The following is an 18,634-nucleotide window of genomic DNA, read 5'->3' as shown; positions in this document are numbered from 1 at the left end:
CCGCGATCGAGCTCATGCGCGACGAACGAACCCCTTGCGGCTCGCGCGCGGCGGCGTTCTGCTCGCCGCATGTCCGACCTCAAATTCTATTACGCCCCCATGACGAGCGCAGACCGGGTGCACTGGGCACTCGAGGAGCTCGGCGTCCCCTACGAGAAGGTCAAGCTCGACCTCGCGGCGGGAGATCAGCGCAAGCCCGAGTACCTCGCGCTCAACCCGAACGGCAAGGTCCCGCTGCTGGTCGTCGATGGGAAGCCGATCTTCGAGGGGCTCGCGATCCTGCTCTACCTCGGCGAGCGCTTCGGCGTGGACAAGGGCCTCTTCCCGCCGCTCGACGCCGATCGCGCCGAGGCGTTCAAGTGGATGGCCTGGGGCAACGTCACGCTGTACGAGGCGACGACGCGGCTCCTGCGCAACACCCTGGAGCGCTTTCCCGCCGACGAGCGCAACCCCAACGTCGCCGAGGGCGCGAAGCAGGACCTCGCGGACGGGATCGGGATCCTCGACCGCGCGCTCGAGGGCAAGGAGTACCTCGTGGGCAACCAGTTCTCGCTCGCCGACGTGGCGCTCGTGACGGCGCTGCCGTTCCTGGCCCGCTTCGGCGTGGATCTCTCGCCGTTCGCGAACGTGAACGCGTGGATCGCCCGCTGCACGAGCCGTCCCGCGGCCAAGCGGGTCAGGCCGGGCTGACGTCTCCGCCCCAGCCATGGCGCCTGCGGAGCATCACCAGGAGAGCCGGGCCGCCGATCAGCGCAGTCACCGCGCCGACGGGCGGCTCGGTGCCGAGGGGGCGGGCAAGGCGCGCGGCAGGCGCACCTCGACGACGATGACGCGGATGGCCGAGCTCGGCCTAGGCCTCAAAGCTCGAGGTAAACCTTCCCAAAGTGCCTTTGGGATTCATAGTACCTGAAGGCGTCGGCGATTCCCTGCAGGGACGCGGAAAGGAGACACGGATCCGCTATAACGGAAGACAGGACGCAATACAAGACGATCTTCGCGCCGCGGAGACGTGTCAGCCGCGCGTCACAGCGCAGCAGCCGAATTTTCGCGACTTCGCGCTCACCGCAGCGGGTGTCCGGGAAGGCCTCGCCGGGCAGGGCGCCGCGGTCGAACGCGTCGACACGCGCGAAACGGAGGACCGCCTCAGGCGAAGCTCCCACGAGCCACGATCGCCTGTATGCTCTCGGCATGAAGAACCCGAAGCACCTACCCCGACCCGAGGGCCTGGCTCATGGCTAGTGAATCCTGCGGCGTCTGTGGCGGCGACGGCCGCATCGCCAACTCGTTCTCCGGCAGCACCGCCACCTGCCCGGGCTGCCACGGCACCGGCCGGCGCTCGGACGACCCCCGCTTCCGCGACGTCACCAAGACGAAGCCGTCCCACTTCCGGCAGCCGAACAAGACGGCCGCCGTCGAGAAGCCGCAGGGACCCGCGTCGCTGGAAGGCATCCATCTCGCCAGGGAGGTGAACGCGGCTGCACATCTCTCCAGCGGGACGAAGGCCAAGCTCACGCTCGAGATCATCGAGCATGAGGCCACCCACGGAAAGTGCACGCAGACCTTCATCAAGAAGGTCCGCAAGCAGCTCCGTCCGCCCGGATCGTGATCGGCTCGACACGACGGCTGCCGAGACCGTGAGCGACGGAGCTTCGATGGGAAGGTCGAGCGCACGGGACAGGGCACGGGCGATCTGCGCATCGTCGACCGTTCCGCGGCAGCCGGCCGACCGAGCCGCTGTCGTCGCGCAGCGCGGCCAGCGGCCGCTCGGGTCAGCTCATCATCACTGTTCGTCGATGGTCAACGCTGTGATGTAAGACTTGCCGATGGCCTAGCGTGGCTCGAACGCGATTCTCCACGCTGGCACGAGACCCGAGCTCAGCAACAGCGGCAGAGCCATCCACCACAGCCTTTTCATTGCATCCTCCAGACTCGCACGTACGAGAACGCCCCCGATCGTGGAGACGAAGGATCTCGCGCGCGACTTCGAGCTTCCGATCGCGTTCGGCCCAGATCGCCTTGGCACGGCCGGTCAGCAACTCGTTCGGCGTGACGTACCCGATGGCGCTGTGCAGCCGCACGCCGTTGTAGAGAGAAAACAAATTCAAACCACAGAAGCACAGAGGATACAGAGGAGAGAGCAAGAAAAGGACTCTTTCTCCTCTTGTTCTCTGTGCCCTCTGTGCCTCTGTGGTTTGTTTTCTTTTGTCCTCAGGTCTTCTAACGATGGAAGCCTCTGGCAAATGCAAGAGGCAACGCGGGTGAATTTCGTGCTCGTGGCATGCGCGAGGAGCTACTGTCGCCAGCGGTCGAGGAGTTCGCGGGCGGAGCCGCCGCGCTCGAGGCGGGCGCGCGTCACCGCGCCGTCGGGGGAGATGTCGACGATGAACTCGAGCGTCGGCTCGCCGCGCAGGTGGTAGCGGAGGTCGGCGACGCGCACGGTGGTCCCGCCGTCGCCGGCGGGCGCGTGGCGGACCACGGGGAAGCGCGCCCAGGCGAGCGCCTCACGCACGGTGGAGACGGCCGCGACACGGGCGGGGACAGGGCCGCTGGGCGCGCGCGCGACCCGGCGCTCCTCGGTCGGCGCGCCGCCGAACAGGTCGACCGTGCCGGCGGCGTAAGCGTCCTCGTGCGTCGCGATGAAGCGCCAGGTCGTCACGCCGAGCATCGCCGGGAACACGGCGACGCGCTGCGCTTCGGGGTGGGCGGCGGCGACGCGGGCGACGAGGACCTGCTGCGTGGCGATCCGGCCGCCGACGTACACGGCGGCGACGGCGGCGCCGACGAGGAGCGCGCGCCGCCAGCGCGCCGGCCGGCGCCACGCGACGAGCGCGCCGAGGGCGAGCGGCAGCGTGACCAGCGGGTCGAGCACGCCGGTCCAGTCGAGCGTCAGGCGCGCGTCCGAGAACGGGAGGAGCAGGCGCGTCCCCCACCCCGTCCAGAGATCCGGCAAGAGGTGCGCGAGGGCGACCGAGAGGACGCTGAACGCGTAGACCGGGCCGAACCGAGCCCGCCGCCCCAGGACGAGCCAGGCGAGCCCGGCGGCCACCGCCGCCACCACCGGCGCGAACAGGAGCGCGTGCGACGGCCCGCGGTGCGCGCGCAGCGTGCGCAGCACCGCGTCCCCCGCCGGCCAGAAATAGTCGAGATCCGGCAGCTCGGCGGCGATCACGCACGAGAGCAGCACGGCGCGGTCGGTCGGCGTCGCGCGCCCCTCGCCGGGCCTGACGTCGGGGCCACGCATCGCGCCGACCGCCAGCCCGAGGAGCCCATGCGTGAGCGTGTCCATGACGGTCGTCAGCTACCTCATGGCCCCGAGCGAGCGCAAGGCCATGACCCGCTCGCGGGTCAGCCTACGGCGCTGCACCCGCGTGAGCTCGCTCCCGCGCCGCTCTCCGAAACAGCCCGGCCGATGTGAGCCACAGCGCGACGAATAACCCCGTCAGCAGGAAGGCGTGGCCCAATTGGGCGATCGCGGCGATCACGGCGATCACGGCGACCAACGCCTGAGCGATCGCCGTCGCGATCATCGCGCGATCCATTCCATGTGGCTGGAAGCGCGCGATGACGGCGCCGATGATCCCGACGGCGAGCACTCCGGCAACCATCAGATTGGCGGGGTTCCCCTCATTGCCGAGGATGCCGACGGCGAGGTTCATCCAGACGAGGAGGAATGCTGCCGCGAGCGCGACGCCGACGGCGGCCCGGTACGCCTTGTTGCTCGTCACCCTCGCTGCTAGCTCGTAGGTGCCGCAAGCGCCGACCAGCATGGCGCCGAAGATGGCGAAATCCTCCAGACCCCAAGCCACCTCTTCGGTGAGCTGCATCGCGATCAAGGGCAGCAGCAGGACGAGCGCTGCGATGCCCCAGACCGCTATCCTCCAGGGGCTTCCGCGCCGTCCGCCGCCGTTGTGCGCCGTTTCTGTCATCGCCTTACCGCCGTGCGTGGGTGAGGCCTTCAACCTAGCTCACACGACGGGTGAGCGGCATGAGCCGCTCGTGGAGCTTGGTGGAGCGGTTCGTGCAGGTTTCGTGAAGGGCGGCACCGGGCTCGAGGGCCCTTTCCCGCCCGGGACGAGAGGGCGCTGACGCCGCGGCGAGCTCGGCGCCCGTGGGGGCGGCGGCGCGCCGGGAACGGGCTGCCGCGTCGAGCGGTGATCGGCGGGCGCTCTTTCGCGCCACGAACGCGCCCGGCCGAAATGCGTCGACCGGCCTGCGGGAATATAGGGATGCAGGAGACGTGGCGAACGCGGGGCATTCAGAGGGCGTTCCGGGGGGCTGCCGGGCGGTTGGTCCATTGAGGCGAGGGAAATACGATGGACAAGCGCCTGAGCGGCCTCGTTCCCGAGCCTGTCGCGCGGGCTAGATCTTCTCCCAGCGGCCGCTCTCCGCGGAACGGAAGAGCGCGTCGATGACGCGCATGTTGCCGACCGCGACCTCGATCGAGTTCTCGACCGGGCCACCGGCGCGGATGGCGCGCGAGAACGCCTCGCTCTGCAGGTGGTACTGGTCGACGGCGGGAAGCGAGGTCAGCTTGGCCGAGCTGCAGTTCAGCGTCGAGCCGTCGTCGAGCCATACCTTGCACGGCTGGTCGGCAGGGGCGTTGAACGGTATCTCGATCTCGATGCGGCCCTTGGTGCCGAGCGCGTTCACGCGCTGATAGGCCACCGCCTGCGTGCTGCACGTGAACGTCAGGTGCGCGCCGCCGTAGTCGAGCAGGCCCGAGGTCAAGCGATCGGTGCCGAACTCTGGATCGCGGTCGACGAGCGCCATCGCCCGCAGGGGCTCGCGTCCGAACAGGAAGCGCGAGGTGTTCACCGCGTAGCAGCCGATGTCGTAGAGCGCGCCGCCCCCGACTGCCTTCTTGTTGCGGATGTTGCCGGCGTCGCGGTTGTAGTACGAGAACGCCGCCTGGACGCTGACCAGGTTGCCGATCTCGCCGCTGCGCACCCAGTCCCTGGCCTTCTGCCACTGCGGATGGTTGCGGATCATGAACGCTTCGGCGATCAGCTTGCCCGTCTCGCGCTGCACGTCCACCAGCGCCTCGGCGTCCTTGGCGCTGAGCGCGATCGGCTTTTCGCAGAGGACGTGCTTGCCGGCGCGGGCCGCGCGCGCCGTCCACTTCACGTGCAGGTGGTTGGGCAGCGGATTGTAGATGGCGTCGATCTCCGGATCGTCGAGCAGCTCGTCGTAGCTGCCGTACGCCCTCGGGATCCCGAGCGACCGCGCGGCGGCGCTCGCCTTGCCGATGTCGCGCGACGCCAGCGCGGCGAGCTGGGTGAGGGGCCCCCGCTTCATCGCGGGGAGGCTGACCGTCAGCGCGAAGTTGCTCGCCCCGAGGACGCCCCAGCGCACGGGGGTGAGTTGTTCGTCGGACTTCGGACCTTGGGCAGATGTGGACATGGGCACCTCACGTCTCGCCAAGCTAGTGGCGAGCGGCGCGTCTGTAAACGCAACGTCGTCGGGATCGACCGGAGCCCTTCCGGGCCAGCGTTGGCCTGAGCCCCGGCGGGGACGGCCAGGGCTGCCAGGAGAGGGCGCGCCCGGCGCGAGCTGCGGAGGGGGGAGAGCCGAGAGAGAGGCGCCTCAAAAGGCGGCGTCGCGGAGCTTCGCCTTGTACTCCGCCTTGTAGAGATCATGGCACGTCTTGCAGCTCGCCTTGGCGCCGTCGATGTCGCCCTTCTTGGCCTTCTCCGCGCCTTCCTTCGAGATCGCGACCCACTTGGGCATCCCAGGCGGCGGCTTCGACGCGACGTATTCCAGCGCCGACGCGATCTTCGCGCCGTCGCCGCTCGTGGTCGCCGACTGCATCACCGTCTTCATCCAGCCCTGCATCGGACAAGCCTTCTGTCCTTTTGCACCACAGCCGAAATCCTTCCCCTCAGCCACCGACGCGGGGACGTCCGCCGCCCCGCCCGCGGCCCACGCGGCCCCCGCAAAACCAATGCCGACGCTCATCAACACGGCACTCATCAGCTTCATGCTCATCGACATCCGACGTCTCCTGTCAGGTAAGGGCAAGCTCAGCCGCACGATCGCGGCTCAGGATGCACATGTTAACGTTAACATCACGAGCGTCAATAGAAATCGACCGATGTACGCCGCCATCCTCGGCCCCGATTGACGCGCAGCGGCGGCCGGCCGCGGCGACGGCGGGCGGGCGCCCGCCCGTCCTGGCGCGGCGCTGCGGAGGAGCCCTGCCCGCCTCGTCGTCCCCCGGGATCGACGAGACCCACTGGCCGGTCGATTCGCGTCGATTCGCGTTGACACCCCAAATGTTATCGTTAACATGAGGACGAAGTTTGTGCTTTTGCTTCGCCATGGGTGGGTCACCATGCGCGCCGAGACCTCCGGGTCCAGGCACCGACTCCGTGGCTCGATCGTGGTGGAAGCGATCGCCGCTCGACGGTGCTCGGCGGTTCACCGAGGGTAATCCAGCAGAGACCACGACGAGCCTCGCTCATTCGACGGCTGATGCGTAAGGAGATCTCTGTATGAGGGCGCATTGTTTCGCGGCGGCGGCCATCGCCGTCATGATGTCCGGCTGTCAGGAAGGCGGCCCGAGCAGCGGCGCGCCCGGCTCCGGCACGCCCAGGCTGGCGGTCGCCATCTACCAGTTCGACAACACCTTCATGTCGTACATACGGCGGACCATCGAGGAGCGCGCCAAGGGCAAGGCGGAGCTGAACATCGTCGACAGCCAGAACCAGCAGCCCATCCAGAACGATCAGGTCGACCAGTTCCTCGTGCAGGGCTTCAAGGTGATGGCCATCAACCTGGTCGACCGGACCGCGGTGCCGATCATCGTCGACAAGGCCAAGGCCAAGGACGTGCCGGTGGTCTTCTTCAACCGCGAGCCGCTCAAAGAAGACATGGCCAGGTGGGACAAGGCCTATTACGTCGGCGCCGAGGCCGAGCAGTCCGGCACGATGCAGGGCGAGATCGTCGTCGACTACTGGAAGGCCCATCCGGAGGCCGATCGGAACAAGGACGGCAAGATCCAGTACGTCATGCTGACCGGCGAGCCCGGGCACCAGGACGCCCCGATCCGCACGGAGTACTCCATCAAGGCCATCACCGGCGCCGGGCTCCAGGTGGAGAAGCTCGCGGAGGACACGGCCATGTGGGAGCGCGTCAAGGGGCAGGAGAAGATGGCCGCCTTCCTCGCCGCGCACAACGACAAGATCGAGGTCGTCCTCGCCAACAACGACGACATGGCCCTCGGCGCGATCGAGGCGCTCAAGGCGGCTGGGTATTTCACCGGCGGCAAGTACATGCCGGTCGTCGGCGTCGACGCGACGCCGCCCGCCCTCGACGCGATCGCGAACGGCACGCTCCTCGGCACCGTCCTCAACGACGCCAGGGGCCAGGGCCAGGCGATCTTCGACATCTCCCTCGCGCTCGCCACGGGCGCCGAGGTCAAGACCAGCGTCGCGCCGCTCGACGGCAGGTACGTCTGGGTCCCCTACCGGAAGGTCACGAAGGAGAACCACCAGCAGCTCAAGTGAGGCGAGCGCGCTCGCGGCGCGCGTCGGCCGGGGAGCGGCCGGCGCCGCCTCCCCGGTCGAGCGCACAGGAGTCCGTCATGGCCGGCGCCGATTACGCCCTCGAGATGAGCGGCGTCTCCAAGGAGTTCCCGGGGGTGAAGGCCCTGGACTCGGTGACCCTGCGGGTCCGTCCGGGCACCGTCCACGCCCTCATGGGGGAGAACGGCGCGGGCAAGTCCACGCTGATGAAGTGCCTGTTCGGCATGTACACGCCGGACTCCGGCACGATCGCGCTGGCCGGCGAGACCGTATCGCTGTCGTCGTCGCGCGCCGCGCTCGATCATGGCATCGCCATGATCCACCAGGAGCTGCAGCCGGTCGCCTACCGGAGCGTCATGGAGAACCTCTGGCTGGGGCGCTACCCGCTCCGCCGGTTCGGGCCTCTCAAGCTGGTCGATCACCAGAAGATGCTGCGCGACACGCAGGCGCTCTTCCAGGAGCTCCGGATGGACATCGACCCGACCGCCTGGGCCGTGGACCTCCCGGTCTCGAAGCTCCAGTCGATGGAGATCGCCAAGGCGGTCTCCCGGCGCGCCAAGATCATCATCATGGATGAGCCGACCTCGTCGCTCACCGAGCACGAGGTGGAGCACCTCTTCGAGATCATTAACAGGCTCCGGCGCGAGGGGGTGGCCATCATCTACATCTCGCACAAGATGGAGGAGATCCTTCGCATCTCCGATGAGGTCACGATCATGCGCGACGGGCGCCTCGTCGGGACCTATCCGTCGTCCGAGCTCACGACCGATCTCATCATCCAGCGCATGGTCGGCCGCGACATGACGCACCGGTTCCCGCCGCGCGAGAACGACCCCGGCGAGGTGGTGATGCGGGTCGAGGGGCTGACCTCGGCGGATCCGAGGTCCTTCGAGGACGTGAGCTTCGAGCTCCGGCGGGGCGAGATCCTCGGGGTGAGCGGCCTCGTGGGCGCCCAGCGCACCGAGGTGATGGAAGCGCTGTTCGGGCTGCGCTCCGTCGCGAAGGGTCGTGTCATCATCGACGGGAAAGAGGCGCAGATCGGGAGCCCCATCAAGGCCATCGCGCGCGGGATGGCGCTCCTGACCGAGGAGCGCCGCTCGACGGGGATCTTCCCGATGCTCCACGTGGCCGACAACACGCTGTCGGCGAGCTGGAAGAACTACAAGCGCAGGGCCGGTCTGCTGGATCTCGGCCGCGCCGAGGCGGACGTGCGGCGGCTCGTGGAGGCGCTGCGCGTCAAGACGCCGAGCACGCGCGCCTTCATCCAGAACCTGTCCGGCGGCAACCAGCAGAAGGTCATCCTGGCGCGCTGGCTCCTCACGAGCCCCGATATCCTCATCCTCGACGAGCCGACCCGCGGCGTCGACGTCGGCGCCAAATACGAGATCTACACCATCATCGCGGACCTCGCGAAGCGGGGGAAGAGCATCATCCTGATCTCCTCGGAGCTGCCCGAGGTGCTCGGCATGTCCGATCGCATCCTGGTCATGTGCGAGGGGCGGGTCACGGGCACCCTGGAAGGCAAGAGCGCCACCCAGGAGGAGATCATGTCGCTGTCCACGCAGTTCCGTTGAGCCATCGAATCGATCGAAAGCAGAGGGACCACGTCATGGCAACCAGCAGCGCCGGCGGCGCCGCCCGCGATCGCATGAGGGCAGCTCGAGAGTTCGCCAGCCGGCAGGCGATCTCTCTGGTCCTCCTCCTCCTGGTCCTCGTGATCGGCGTCATGCGGCCCAGCTTCTTGAGCGTGGCCAACCTCATCAACGTCCTCATCATCTCCTCGGTCCGGGTGATCATCGCCCTCGGCGAGGGAGGGGTCCTGATCACGCGCGGGACCGACCTCTCCGCCGGCCGCACGGTGGGGCTCGCCGCCTGCATCGCCGCCTCGCTGCTGCAGCGGCCCGATTACGCGAGCCGGATGTACCCGCACCTCGCCAGCCAGCCGGTGCTCCTGTGCATCGTCGCGGCCGTCAGCGTCGGCGCCGCGGTCGGGCTCATCAACGGATCGATCGTGGCCTTCCTCAACGTGCCGCCCTTCATCGCCACGCTCGGCACGATGATCATGGCCTACGGCGCCGCGTCGCTCTACGTCGACCGCCCGCCGCTCGGCGCCCAGCCGATCGGCGGCCTGCGGGACGACTTCACCGCCATCGGCACCGGCGCGATCCGCTTCGGCGGCGACTGGGCACTGCCCTACCTCGTCATCATCGCGGCGGTGATCACGGTCGCCATCTGGGTGCTCCTCAACCAGACCCGCCTCGGCAAGAACATCTATGCCATCGGCTCGAGCCGCGAAGCGGCGGTCGTCTCGGGGGTCGACGTCCCGAAGACGCTCCTGCTCGTGTACCTCCTGGCCGGCGCCCTCTACGGCCTCGCCGGGGCGCTGCTCGCGGCGAGGACCGGCGGCGCCACGAACAACTATGGCCTGATGTACGAGCTCGACGCCATCGCGGCCTGCGTCATCGGCGGCGTCTCGACGTCGGGCGGCGTCGGGACCGTCGGCGGCATCCTCACCGGAGTGCTCATCTTCGAGGTGCTCAACAACGGCCTCGTCATCCTCGGGGTGTCCCCTTACTGGCAGCAGATCATCAAGGGCATCATCATCGTGGCGGCCGTCTCCGTCGACATTCGCAAGTACCTGCGGAAGCGCTGAGCCTCTGTCGCCTGGAGCGCCAGGGACGAGCCCGGGCGACGCGGCGCTGGCCCGAGAGGCCCCGGCCCCACCGGGGAACGGCAGGAACGCCGGGGAACGGCAGGAACGCCGGGGAACGGCGGGCCCTCCGGCGCGGCCGGGGCCTCTCGAGGTCGCGCGAGTTACGTCCGTTCCTCGCCAGGTTACGCCACTCGGGTGGCGCCCGCGCGGCTCGAGGCGGGCGGCCCGGGAGACGGCGTGCGCCTGCGCGGTCCCGATACGGCACCTCGAGCCAGGAGAGCGCACGATGAAGGTCGTCGAGCTGGGTAACACGGGGCAGAAGGTGAGCCAGCTGAGCCTGGGCTGCATGCTGATGGGCACGCTGACGAGCGAGGAGGAGTCGCGGCAGATGCTCGATCGCTACCTCGAGCGGGGCGGCAATTTCCTGGACACCGCCAACTGTTACGGCTGGTTCTTTCGACGGGGCAGCCACGGCGGCGAGAGCGAGGCGGTGCTGGGGCGCTGGCTCGCGCAGCGCGGCAACCGCGGGCAGGTGTTCCTCGCGACCAAGGGCGCGGCGATGGTGCGGACCCCCGACGCGCACTGGCGCGAGGGCGGCGAGGTCGACTGGACGAGCGCGCGCCGCGACTTCGAGGGCGCCGGCCGCGAGACGCTCGAGCGCGCCCTGGAGGCGAGCCTGCGCCGGCTGCAGACGGACCACGTGGACCTGTACTACGTGCACGTCGACGATCGGGTGACCCCGCTCGACGAGACGCTCGAGGCGCTCGCCCGGCTGGTGAAGGCGGGCAAGGCGCGGTTCATCGGCTGGTCGAACGTGCGCACCTGGCGCCTCGAGCGCATCCGCCAGCGCTGCGCGGCCGAGGGCTGGCCCGCGCCGGTCGCGCTGCAGCAGCAGCACTCCTACCTCCGCCGGCGCCAGGGCCTCGAGCACGCGTCGATCGTGGACGACGAGCAGCTCGACTACCTGCGCGAGCACCCGGACCTGTCGCTGGTCGCGTACTCGCCCATCCTGAAGGGGATCTACGACAGCGCCGAAAAGCGGCAGGGCCACTGGGCCATGCAGCCCTACCTCGGCAGCGACAGCGACGCGCGCCTCGCGGCCGTCGCCGCGATCGCGCGGCGGCTCGACGTGCTGCCGCACCAGCTGGTGCTCGCGTGGCTGATGCACCAGCGCGCCCCCCGCGTCGTCCCGCTCGTGGGGCCGCGGACGCTCGAGCAGCTCGAGCAGAACCTGCGCGCCGTGAACCTGGAGCTCTCGCCCGAGCTCTGCGCGGAGCTCGACCGTGCGAGCGGCTGAGCGGCGCGGCGAGGGCGCTCAGGTCGGGGGGGTGTAGACGCAGTGCACGCCGGTGCGCAGCGCCGCCTCGAGCTCGTCGGCGATGGCGGGGCTCGCGGCGCGGATGCGGCGCAGCGCGAGCGTCAGGCGGCGGCGGACGTTGACGCGCGCGCGCTCGACCGCCGAGGCGCCGCGCCGCGCGCGGCCGCCGAGGCCGAGGCCGCGCGAGAGCTCCCGGGTCACCGCCTCGAGCTCCGCGGCGAGCCGCTCGCGGCGGCCGAGGTCGCTGAAGCCCTCGGCCTCCTCGATCTCGGCGCGCAGCTCGCGCACCCGCGCCTGGTACTCGGCGCGGGCCCGCGCGTCGAGGATCTCGCCCGCGTCGCCGGGATCGACGCCCGCGGGGCTGCCCGAGAGCTCGAGCACGTGGAGCTCTCGGCCGGGCTCGTCCACGAGCTGCGCCAGCATCCGCATGCCGCGGCTGTCCTGCACGCGGCACAGGGCGCCCGCGGCGCTGACGGTCCAGTACTCGCCCTCCCGGACGAGCCGCAGCGGCTCGGCGCGCCCGGGGCGAGCGCGGGCCGGCGCAGGGTCGGCTGGGACGAGCGGCGCGAGCGGCGCGGGCCGCGCGCCCTCGAGCCCGGCGAGCGCCCGGCGGCAGCGCTCCTCGAGCGCGCCCAGGCCGACCTCGCTCGCGAGCGCCGCGGCCCGCTCGAGCCGCTCCCGGGCGCTCGCCGCGAGCGCGTCGCGGTCGCTGGCCCCTGCCGTGCGCCGGCGCGCGAGCGCGACGCGGGCGTGATCGTGGTGGACGCGCGCCGCGAGGGGCCGCGCGCCCAGCCGCTCGGCGGCGGCGAGGGCCGCGCGGGCGTGCCGCTCGGCGTCCTCCCAGCGCGACAGCACGGCGCTCAGGTTGAGGAGGGCGAGGTCGACAAGCCCGTGCAGGGAGAACGCGGTCGTGGTCAGCACGAACGCCGTCCCGGCGGATGGGGCGAGCTCGTCGTAGAGCGCCCGCGCCCAGGGCGCGTCCCCGAGCGCGCACGCGATCTCGACGGCCAGCTCCGGCATGTGGATGTACCCGGCGACGCTCGGGTCGTCCGGCCCGGGGCCGCCGCGCGGGGGCCCGGGACGCCGCAGGAAGCCCGCGTAGCCGCGCGCGCACAGCGCCTCGAGCGCCGCGCGCGCGGGCCCTTCCTGGCCTCGCCAGCTCGCGAGCAGCGCCGTGAACAGGGGCACGGCGGCGCTGTCGGGCGCCCGGCTCGAGAGCTCGCCCAGGAAGCGCTCGAGGCGCTCGGGGTCGTAGCGCCCGAGCGCGCGCGCAAGCGGCCGGGCGGGGACGAGCCTCGCGCCTTCCGCGTCGCCCTGATCGCGGATGCGGCGCGCCTCGTTCTCCCACTGCAGGGCGCGCTCGAGGTCGCCCTGCCACTCGGCGCGCATCGACCGGAACATGGCGGGCACCCAGCCGTAGCGCGGCTGGCCGAGCTCGCCCGCGAGCGCCTCGCAGCGGCCGAGCGCGACCTCGAAGCCGCCCGCGTCGAGCAGCTCGGCGCGATCGAAGGCGAGGCGCTGCGCCGCGAGCAGCGCGCGCGGGCCGTCGCCGAGCGAGACCGCGAGCTCGAGCGCCTCGGCGTTCAGGCCTGCGCGCTCCTCGGGCGGCGCGAAGTCCATCAGGGCGCCGAGCGCGGCGTGGATGACCGAGAGCGAGAGGCCGGGATCGTCGAAGCGCCGCGCCATGGCGATGGCGCTCCGGGCGAGGTCCATCGGCCCTCGCGGATCGAGCTCGGGCTGGCGCGCGCTGGCGAGCCGCGCGCTGACCCGGGCCGCGAGCGGGCTGTCGCCCGGCGGCAGGAGCGAGAGCGCCTCGCCGAGCAGGCGCGCGACCTCGCGATCGGCGGCGCCGGCGCGGCTCTCCGCGCCGAGCGCGAGCGCGGCGCGCGCGAGCAGCGCGCCGTCCCCCCGGGCCCGCGCGAGCTCGACGGCCCTGCCGCACGCCGCCTCGGCGCTCGCTCGCTGCTCGGCGCGCGCCAGCGCCTCGACGTGCGCGACGAGCAGCTCCCCTTGCCGCGCCGGATCGACGGGCGAGGCGACGGCCTCGGCCGCGAGCGCCCGCTCGTAGAGCGCGGCGGCGTCCGCGAAGGCGAGGCGCGCCATGGCGAGGCGCGCGGCGCGCTCGGCGGCGCGCGCGGCCCGCGGCGCCGACGCGACGCCCGCCTCGAGCCAGTGGCGCGCGATCTCGTGGAGGGGCGCGGCCGGGTCGCCCTCGTGGCGGGCCTCCAGGGCCTCGGCGGCGCGCCGGTGCAGGAGCGCGCGCCGCGCCGGGGGCAGCTCCTGCACCAGCGTCTCGGCCACGAGGGCGTGCGAGAAGCGGTAACGGCCCGGGCTCACCGGCGCGAGCACGCCGAGGGCGCACGCCTCGTGCGCCGCGGCCTCGAGCTCCGCGGCGGGCCGCTCGAGCAGGGCCGCCACGAGGGGGAGCCCGAACTCGCGCCCGACCAGCGCCGCGGCGCGCAGCGCCTCGCGGTGGCTCGCCTCGAAGGCGGCGAGGCGCTCGCCGACGAGCGCGCGCAGCGTGCCCGGCAGCGCCGCGGAGGAGCGCCGCGCGGCGGGCGCGGGCAGCCGCAGGAGCTCGCTCACGAAGAGCGGGTTGCCGTCGCTCGCCGCGTGGATCCGGCGCGCCGCGCCCGGGTCGTCGTCGCCCGTGGTCTGCTGGATCCAGCGCCTCACGTCGCCCTCGGACAGGCGCTCGAGGCCGAGGTGATCGCAGAGGCGCGCGAGCCGTGAGAGGCGCCGCTCGATCTCCGGCCGGCGGCCGTCGACGTCGCGCCGGCTGCCGAAGAGCGCGACGCGCTCGGCGTGCAGGCCCCGCGCGACGAACTCCATGAGCTCGAGCGACGAGGGGTCGACGGCGTGGAGATCGTCGAAGAAGAGCGCGATCGGCTCCTCGCGCGCGTGCGCCGAGAGGTGGCAGGCGACCGCGTCGTAGAGCTGGAACACGTCCGCGCCGCGCGCGGGCTCCCCGGGCGCGAGCTCGAGCAAGAGGCCGCGCAGCCGGCCGGCGAACGCCGCGGGCGCCCGCGGCCGCCCGAGCAGCGCGCGCAGGATCTCGAGCCAGGGCCAGAAGCTCGGCGCCTGGCCGAGCTCCCACCCCCGCCCCCACGCGACCGCGAAGCCGCGCGCCCGCGCGCGCTCGGCGAGCTCCTCGAGCAGGCGCGTCTTGCCGATGCCCGGCTCGCCCGCCACGAGGGCGCTCGATCCGCGGCCGGCCAGCGCCGCGCCGAGCAGGTCGTCGAGCAGGCTCAGCTCTCGGTCGCGACCCACCCAGGCTGCCGGACGCAGGACCACGCGCCCACCTTACCACCGGGAGGGCGCGCGCCGGCCTGGCATCGGGTGCGATCGATCCAGGCGAACGCCTGCCATCGCCGGGCGCGCGCCGGCCTTTGCCTTTGCCGGCGGAGCCAGCACGCGCACCTCAGCTGGAAGCGGTCTCAAGACGTGCCGCGGGACTCCCCGCCACGCTCAGATACAGATGTCTTCGTACAGGTCGATGCATGCATTGATGAACTGCTCCCAGCTACAGCCGCCGTTATCATGGCAGGTCCCCGTCCCGGTACGCGGGTCGACGCAGTAGTCGAGCCACACCCAACAGTATGCGGCGGCGTCGGAGGTCTGGCCGGTCGACTGCGCTTCGGCGGCGGGTCCGGAGGCGGGCCCGCTCCAGCTGCCGAGCGGGTTCTCTGCGGCTTCGCTCGGGTCCAGGCGGACGATCTCCGGCTCCGCAGGCTCTTCGGAGCCCACGCACCCGGCGATGCCCACAGCAGCGATGACGCCAAAGACCGCGAATGCTTGTCGCATCTTCATGACATAGCTCCTGTATCGCAGGCCGTCGTCCAGGGCGCGAGATGCGCGCGTCGCGCCTGCGATGCGGCGAACATAGAAGAGCCTCGCCCGACGTGCAAGACGAACTATTTATAGATTTCGTTAAGGCAGAGCGCGACATGAAGCCATGAGCGGCCATTCGGCAGACTCAGCTTGAAGTCTCGCAGGCCGCACGGCGACAACAGCCTCATCAATCCATCGACGAACCGCCGATAGATATCATCGACTTCTCGCGAGGATAGCAGAACGCATAAGAACGTTCGTCGCCGGTGACGGGGCGTGGCGGTCTGCCCTGGACACTACATCGTCGCCATCGACGACACGCGGTGGTTTGCATTTCTTCACATTTTCCCCGGCCCCAGCCGGGATGAGCCGGGGATGGCGGTGCCGCGGAGCTTGGTCCCGCAGAGCGCCCTTGGAACGCGGCCTCTACCCTGCGCCCGTGACGGCCTCGCCCGAGCCTCGCTGCTGCGAGGCGGGCTCAGCCAGAGAGCGAGTGCGCATCCCGGCGCGCGCAGCCCCCGTGAGATCCCTCACGGCCGCGGCCGCGCAGTTCGGGGTCCCGAAGTCGACGGCGAGCCGGGCGGTGACGCGGCCGGAGGAGGGCCTCAAGGCTCGGCTCCTCCACAGCGGCGGCTCAACCCCACCACGGGTCGACCTCCTTGATCCAGCTCCCGAACACGCTCGCCACTTCCGCGGTGATCCGCCTGCCACGGCCGCGCTGAGAATGGATCGCCATCGCCACGGGTTCGCCATCGATTTCTCTCCAGATCGGGCTGCCGCTCTGCCCTTCGTCCGTGTCGAATGGATATTCGACGACGTCATTCATGCCAAGCGCGACACACCGCTCCTCGCGATACATCCGACCGTCTCCCGACATCTCGGTCGGCCTCGTTACGACGGTCGGATATCCGGCCAGACAGGTCCTCGCAGGCACCGACTCCGCTAGGCTCGCGCCACGGCTGAGCCTGAACGTCTTGACGCTGGGATCGATGACATTACAAGGGAGCAGGATGGCGCCGTAGTCGTTCTTCGTCACTGCACGCGCTCGCCAATCGTCGCAAACCCTGAACCTATCGATACCAACATCAACACCGACAGAACTCTCGCGACTGGGCCCTCGAGCCACAGCAAATCTCACCCTGATGGAATACGCATAAAACCTGCGCTCGCCCTCGCCACCATGGTACAACCTATCGTTGTAGATATTGTGAGCCGCCGTGGCCACGATGCGAGGATGAATCAAGAACCCGGTGCCGCGGTACGCTGCGGAGCCTTCTCTTGGGGTGATATCTAGAGCACAGATCCCGGTGTATAGGGGATCGGCCACATCAACCGCTTCTTTGTGATTCATCGTTCTTCTGGGTGAATAGACATGTGAATCTGTTTCAGCCTGGAGCTCACCTGTGATGAGCTCAACCCTCTGGCACTCTTGTAACAATTCATGGTATTCTGAATCTGTGGTGATTGCATCGCGCCTACGCTCTCCAGGCTGGCGAGGATCTACCCTTGCCGAGCCAGATCCGGCCGCCGGCGCAGGCCACTAGCAATGCGGTTGCCAGCCGGCGACTCACGCGATCCGAAGCGTCTAGACCGTCGGCGCTCGCCCGCCCGCAGGCCCAAGAGCGCAGTTTGTTGCGCGAGTAGGCAATACCGCGGGGGGCCGTCGCGGCGCCTGCGAGCCGGCAAGATCGCGAGGCGGGCCCGAGGGTAGGAGTCCAAGCGGATCGCTGCTGAGCTCGGTTTTGCTCGCACGACGTCCAGCCGCTGTTTGCGCCATGGACCGGCCGCGCAGGCACAGGCGCCCTGCGCGCCGCTGCTTGGATGAGGATGGCCGCGCCGAGGACAGGCAGCGGTTCACCGGCCTGGCGGAGGGCAACGCCGTCGTCGTCGGAGACGACCTCGCCAGCCGCGGCATCTCTGTGCGTCCGGGGACTCTGCAGCGCGCACCTGCCGAACCCGCCGTGGCTCAGCCGTGGCCGTCGGGGGGCTGACCTGGACAGAGGGAGGCTCACCGCACGGGCAAACTCCGCTGCTTGCCAAAACTATCGTGGAAAATGTGCTCGGGTGGTGGCAGAACTCTAGGGTTCGGCGCCAGCCGTGCCGCCGGATGGGAGGGATGAGCGCGATGAGGTTCGACACTGTATATCAGGCAGGGCTCGGGGTCGGAAGGCCCCAGTCTGGGCCGCTCGAGGGCCTGTTCCCCACCATCATGCCGCACCTGCGCGAGATGCCCGACGGAGTGTATGATCGAAAGATCGCCGAGCTCCTCGCCTTCGTGTCGACGTGGACGTACTCGGATCTGCCCACGTTCGCCAGCGTCATGGCGCGTCGCGGGTTTCTCGGATGTGACTGCGCAGCGCTCACGATCGGGAACGATCCGCTCCTGGTGAACACCTCCGCAGTCGTCGTTCAGAGCAGGGACCAGAATGTTGTCGTCCTCTCTTTTCGTGGAACCGAGCTGCGGAACACCGTCACGTGGATGGCGGACGCCAGCGTCAGAAAGGAGCCGTTTGCTTCCGCCGGATACGTGCATGGCGGCTTTCATCGCGCGGTTCGCGCGCTCTGGTACCCGCTGACGGAGCTCCTGATGACCCTGTACAGCAAGAACGAGCTCTGCAAGGAGATGTCGAATCTCAAGGGATATTGGGCGAGCGCGTGCGCGCCCGCGACAGGGGAGTGTAACGACGGCACGCGGTCCGCGGGAGACGGGGACGGCGCCGACGCGCGAGCGCGGGACACATCTGCGCGCGGCACCACCGCCGCTCCCGATACACTGAAAGCGCTGTACATCACCGGCCATAGCTTCGGCGGCGCGCTCGCCGTGCTCGCGGCGGCGATCATCGCATCAGATCCCGCGCTCAAGGATCTGCGAGATACGCTGCGCGGGATCTACACGTTCGGGCAGCCCATGGTCGGCGATCCGGCGTTCGCCGAAGAGCACGGCAAGACCATCGGGAACAAGCTGTTTCGTCACGTCTACCGCAACGACATCGTCGCGCGCATGCCGCCGCTGACGGTAGGGAGCTTCGCGCACCTGGGGCGGCAGTACAACTCGACGGCGTCGGGGTGGGTGTACCAGCCGAGGCCCATCCGACAAGCAATAACGTTCGGGGCGAGCAACTTCATAGGGCTCTCGGCGTGGCTCGTTCAGCATGCGACGCCGATCAATCTGCTGCGCTTCCCGTTCTCCTGGGGCGATCACATGCCGATCAACTACCTTCGGACGTCGATGCTCGACATTCCTGGGACCGAGTTCCGTTGAGCGCAGCGCGCCAGGCGCCCGGCCCCGTCCTGCCCACCGGACGACGC

14 protein-coding genes are annotated in these 18,634 nt (G+C 70.1%); 7 read left to right on the top strand and 7 right to left on the bottom strand.

Going from position 1 to position 18,634, the window contains the following annotated elements:
- Positions 1-69 precede the first annotated feature (69 nt).
- Together WMF20_RS01095 and WMF20_RS01090 are read left to right on the top strand one after the other, a co-directional pair.
- Positions 70-690, top strand: coding sequence for a glutathione S-transferase family protein (locus WMF20_RS01095; RefSeq protein WP_437609910.1), 621 nt, complete (start codon positions 70-72; stop codon positions 688-690).
- Positions 691-1,231: 541 nt separating this feature from the next.
- Complete coding sequence (locus WMF20_RS01090) at positions 1,232-1,606, top strand: molecular chaperone DnaJ (RefSeq protein WP_129572620.1); 375 nt, start codon at positions 1,232-1,234, stop codon at positions 1,604-1,606.
- Positions 1,607-2,290: 684 nt separating this feature from the next.
- Here the strand turns inward: WMF20_RS01090 and WMF20_RS01085 are convergent.
- The 4 genes from WMF20_RS01085 to WMF20_RS01070 form a co-directional block, all read right to left on the bottom strand.
- A complete protein-coding gene (locus WMF20_RS01085) occupies positions 2,291-3,286 on the bottom strand; it encodes a metal-dependent hydrolase (RefSeq protein WP_437609907.1) in 996 nt (331 codons plus the stop codon).
- 64 nt (positions 3,287-3,350) lie between these two features.
- A complete protein-coding gene (locus WMF20_RS01080) occupies positions 3,351-3,926 on the bottom strand; it encodes a hypothetical protein (RefSeq protein ID WP_437609905.1) in 576 nt (191 codons plus the stop codon).
- A 433-nt stretch (positions 3,927-4,359) separates the two neighbouring features.
- Positions 4,360-5,400, bottom strand: coding sequence for a Gfo/Idh/MocA family protein (locus tag WMF20_RS01075; RefSeq protein ID WP_437609903.1), 1,041 nt, complete (start codon positions 5,398-5,400; stop codon positions 4,360-4,362).
- A gap of 183 nt (positions 5,401-5,583) precedes the next feature.
- Positions 5,584-5,979 (bottom strand): hypothetical protein, encoded by a 396-nt coding sequence (locus WMF20_RS01070; protein ID WP_437609901.1) that lies wholly within the window; start codon positions 5,977-5,979, stop codon positions 5,584-5,586.
- Positions 5,980-6,491: 512 nt separating this feature from the next.
- Here WMF20_RS01070 and WMF20_RS01065 point away from each other — a divergent pair.
- From WMF20_RS01065 to WMF20_RS01050, 4 genes are all read left to right on the top strand, one after another.
- A complete protein-coding gene (locus WMF20_RS01065; protein WP_437609899.1) occupies positions 6,492-7,505 on the top strand; it encodes a galactose ABC transporter substrate-binding protein in 1,014 nt (337 codons plus the stop codon).
- Between the two features lie 77 nt (positions 7,506-7,582).
- Positions 7,583-9,097, top strand: coding sequence for a sugar ABC transporter ATP-binding protein (locus WMF20_RS01060; RefSeq protein ID WP_437609897.1), 1,515 nt, complete (start codon positions 7,583-7,585; stop codon positions 9,095-9,097).
- Between the two features lie 35 nt (positions 9,098-9,132).
- Positions 9,133-10,176 (top strand): galactose/methyl galactoside ABC transporter permease MglC, encoded by a 1,044-nt coding sequence (gene mglC, locus WMF20_RS01055; protein ID WP_129572614.1) that lies wholly within the window; start codon positions 9,133-9,135, stop codon positions 10,174-10,176.
- Positions 10,177-10,462: 286 nt separating this feature from the next.
- Positions 10,463-11,473: an aldo/keto reductase gene (locus WMF20_RS01050; RefSeq protein WP_437609894.1), complete on the top strand. Its 1,011-nt coding sequence runs from the start codon at positions 10,463-10,465 to the stop codon at positions 11,471-11,473.
- 18 nt (positions 11,474-11,491) lie between these two features.
- Here WMF20_RS01050 and WMF20_RS01045 read toward each other — a convergent pair whose 3' ends face one another.
- The 3 genes from WMF20_RS01045 to WMF20_RS01035 form a co-directional block, all read right to left on the bottom strand.
- Complete coding sequence (locus WMF20_RS01045) at positions 11,492-14,788, bottom strand: ATP-binding protein (RefSeq protein WP_437609892.1); 3,297 nt, start codon at positions 14,786-14,788, stop codon at positions 11,492-11,494.
- Between the two features lie 174 nt (positions 14,789-14,962).
- The gene (locus tag WMF20_RS01040; RefSeq protein WP_129572611.1) at positions 14,963-15,304 is read right to left on the bottom strand and encodes a hypothetical protein; all 342 of its coding nucleotides are present in this window, start codon (positions 15,302-15,304) and stop codon (positions 14,963-14,965) included.
- A gap of 655 nt (positions 15,305-15,959) precedes the next feature.
- A complete protein-coding gene (locus tag WMF20_RS01035; protein WP_437609889.1) occupies positions 15,960-16,676 on the bottom strand; it encodes a trypsin-like serine peptidase in 717 nt (238 codons plus the stop codon).
- A 774-nt stretch (positions 16,677-17,450) separates the two neighbouring features.
- Here WMF20_RS01035 and WMF20_RS01030 point away from each other — a divergent pair.
- Positions 17,451-18,587, top strand: coding sequence for a lipase family protein (locus tag WMF20_RS01030; RefSeq protein ID WP_437609887.1), 1,137 nt, complete (start codon positions 17,451-17,453; stop codon positions 18,585-18,587).
- Positions 18,588-18,634: the final 47 nt, after the last annotated feature.

Origin of the sequence: Sorangium sp. So ce834, from assembly GCF_051521425.1 — a bacterium.
Classification (GTDB): domain Bacteria; phylum Myxococcota_A; class Polyangia; order Polyangiales; family Polyangiaceae; genus Sorangium; species Sorangium cellulosum_D.
This window is presented reverse-complemented; position numbering and strand designations above follow the sequence as displayed.

Bases quoted from the DNA above. Each gene is read 5' to 3' on its own strand.
- WMF20_RS01095 (WP_437609910.1), top strand. From the start codon at position 70: ATGTCCGACCTCAAATTCTATTACGCCCCCATGACGAGCGCAGACCGG.
- WMF20_RS01090 (WP_129572620.1), top strand. From the start codon at position 1,232: ATGGCTAGTGAATCCTGCGGCGTCTGTGGCGGCGACGGCCGCATCGCC.
- WMF20_RS01085 (WP_437609907.1), bottom strand. From the start codon at position 3,286: ATGGACACGCTCACGCATGGGCTCCTCGGGCTGGCGGTCGGCGCGATG.
- WMF20_RS01080 (WP_437609905.1), bottom strand. From the start codon at position 3,926: ATGACAGAAACGGCGCACAACGGCGGCGGACGGCGCGGAAGCCCCTGG.
- WMF20_RS01075 (WP_437609903.1), bottom strand. From the start codon at position 5,400: ATGTCCACATCTGCCCAAGGTCCGAAGTCCGACGAACAACTCACCCCC.
- WMF20_RS01070 (WP_437609901.1), bottom strand. From the start codon at position 5,979: ATGAAGCTGATGAGTGCCGTGTTGATGAGCGTCGGCATTGGTTTTGCG.
- WMF20_RS01065 (WP_437609899.1), top strand. From the start codon at position 6,492: ATGAGGGCGCATTGTTTCGCGGCGGCGGCCATCGCCGTCATGATGTCC.
- WMF20_RS01060 (WP_437609897.1), top strand. From the start codon at position 7,583: ATGGCCGGCGCCGATTACGCCCTCGAGATGAGCGGCGTCTCCAAGGAG.
- mglC (WP_129572614.1), top strand. From the start codon at position 9,133: ATGGCAACCAGCAGCGCCGGCGGCGCCGCCCGCGATCGCATGAGGGCA.
- WMF20_RS01050 (WP_437609894.1), top strand. From the start codon at position 10,463: ATGAAGGTCGTCGAGCTGGGTAACACGGGGCAGAAGGTGAGCCAGCTG.
- WMF20_RS01040 (WP_129572611.1), bottom strand. From the start codon at position 15,304: ATGAAGATGCGACAAGCATTCGCGGTCTTTGGCGTCATCGCTGCTGTG.
- WMF20_RS01035 (WP_437609889.1), bottom strand. From the start codon at position 16,676: ATGAATCACAAAGAAGCGGTTGATGTGGCCGATCCCCTATACACCGGG.
- WMF20_RS01030 (WP_437609887.1), top strand. From the start codon at position 17,451: ATGAGGTTCGACACTGTATATCAGGCAGGGCTCGGGGTCGGAAGGCCC.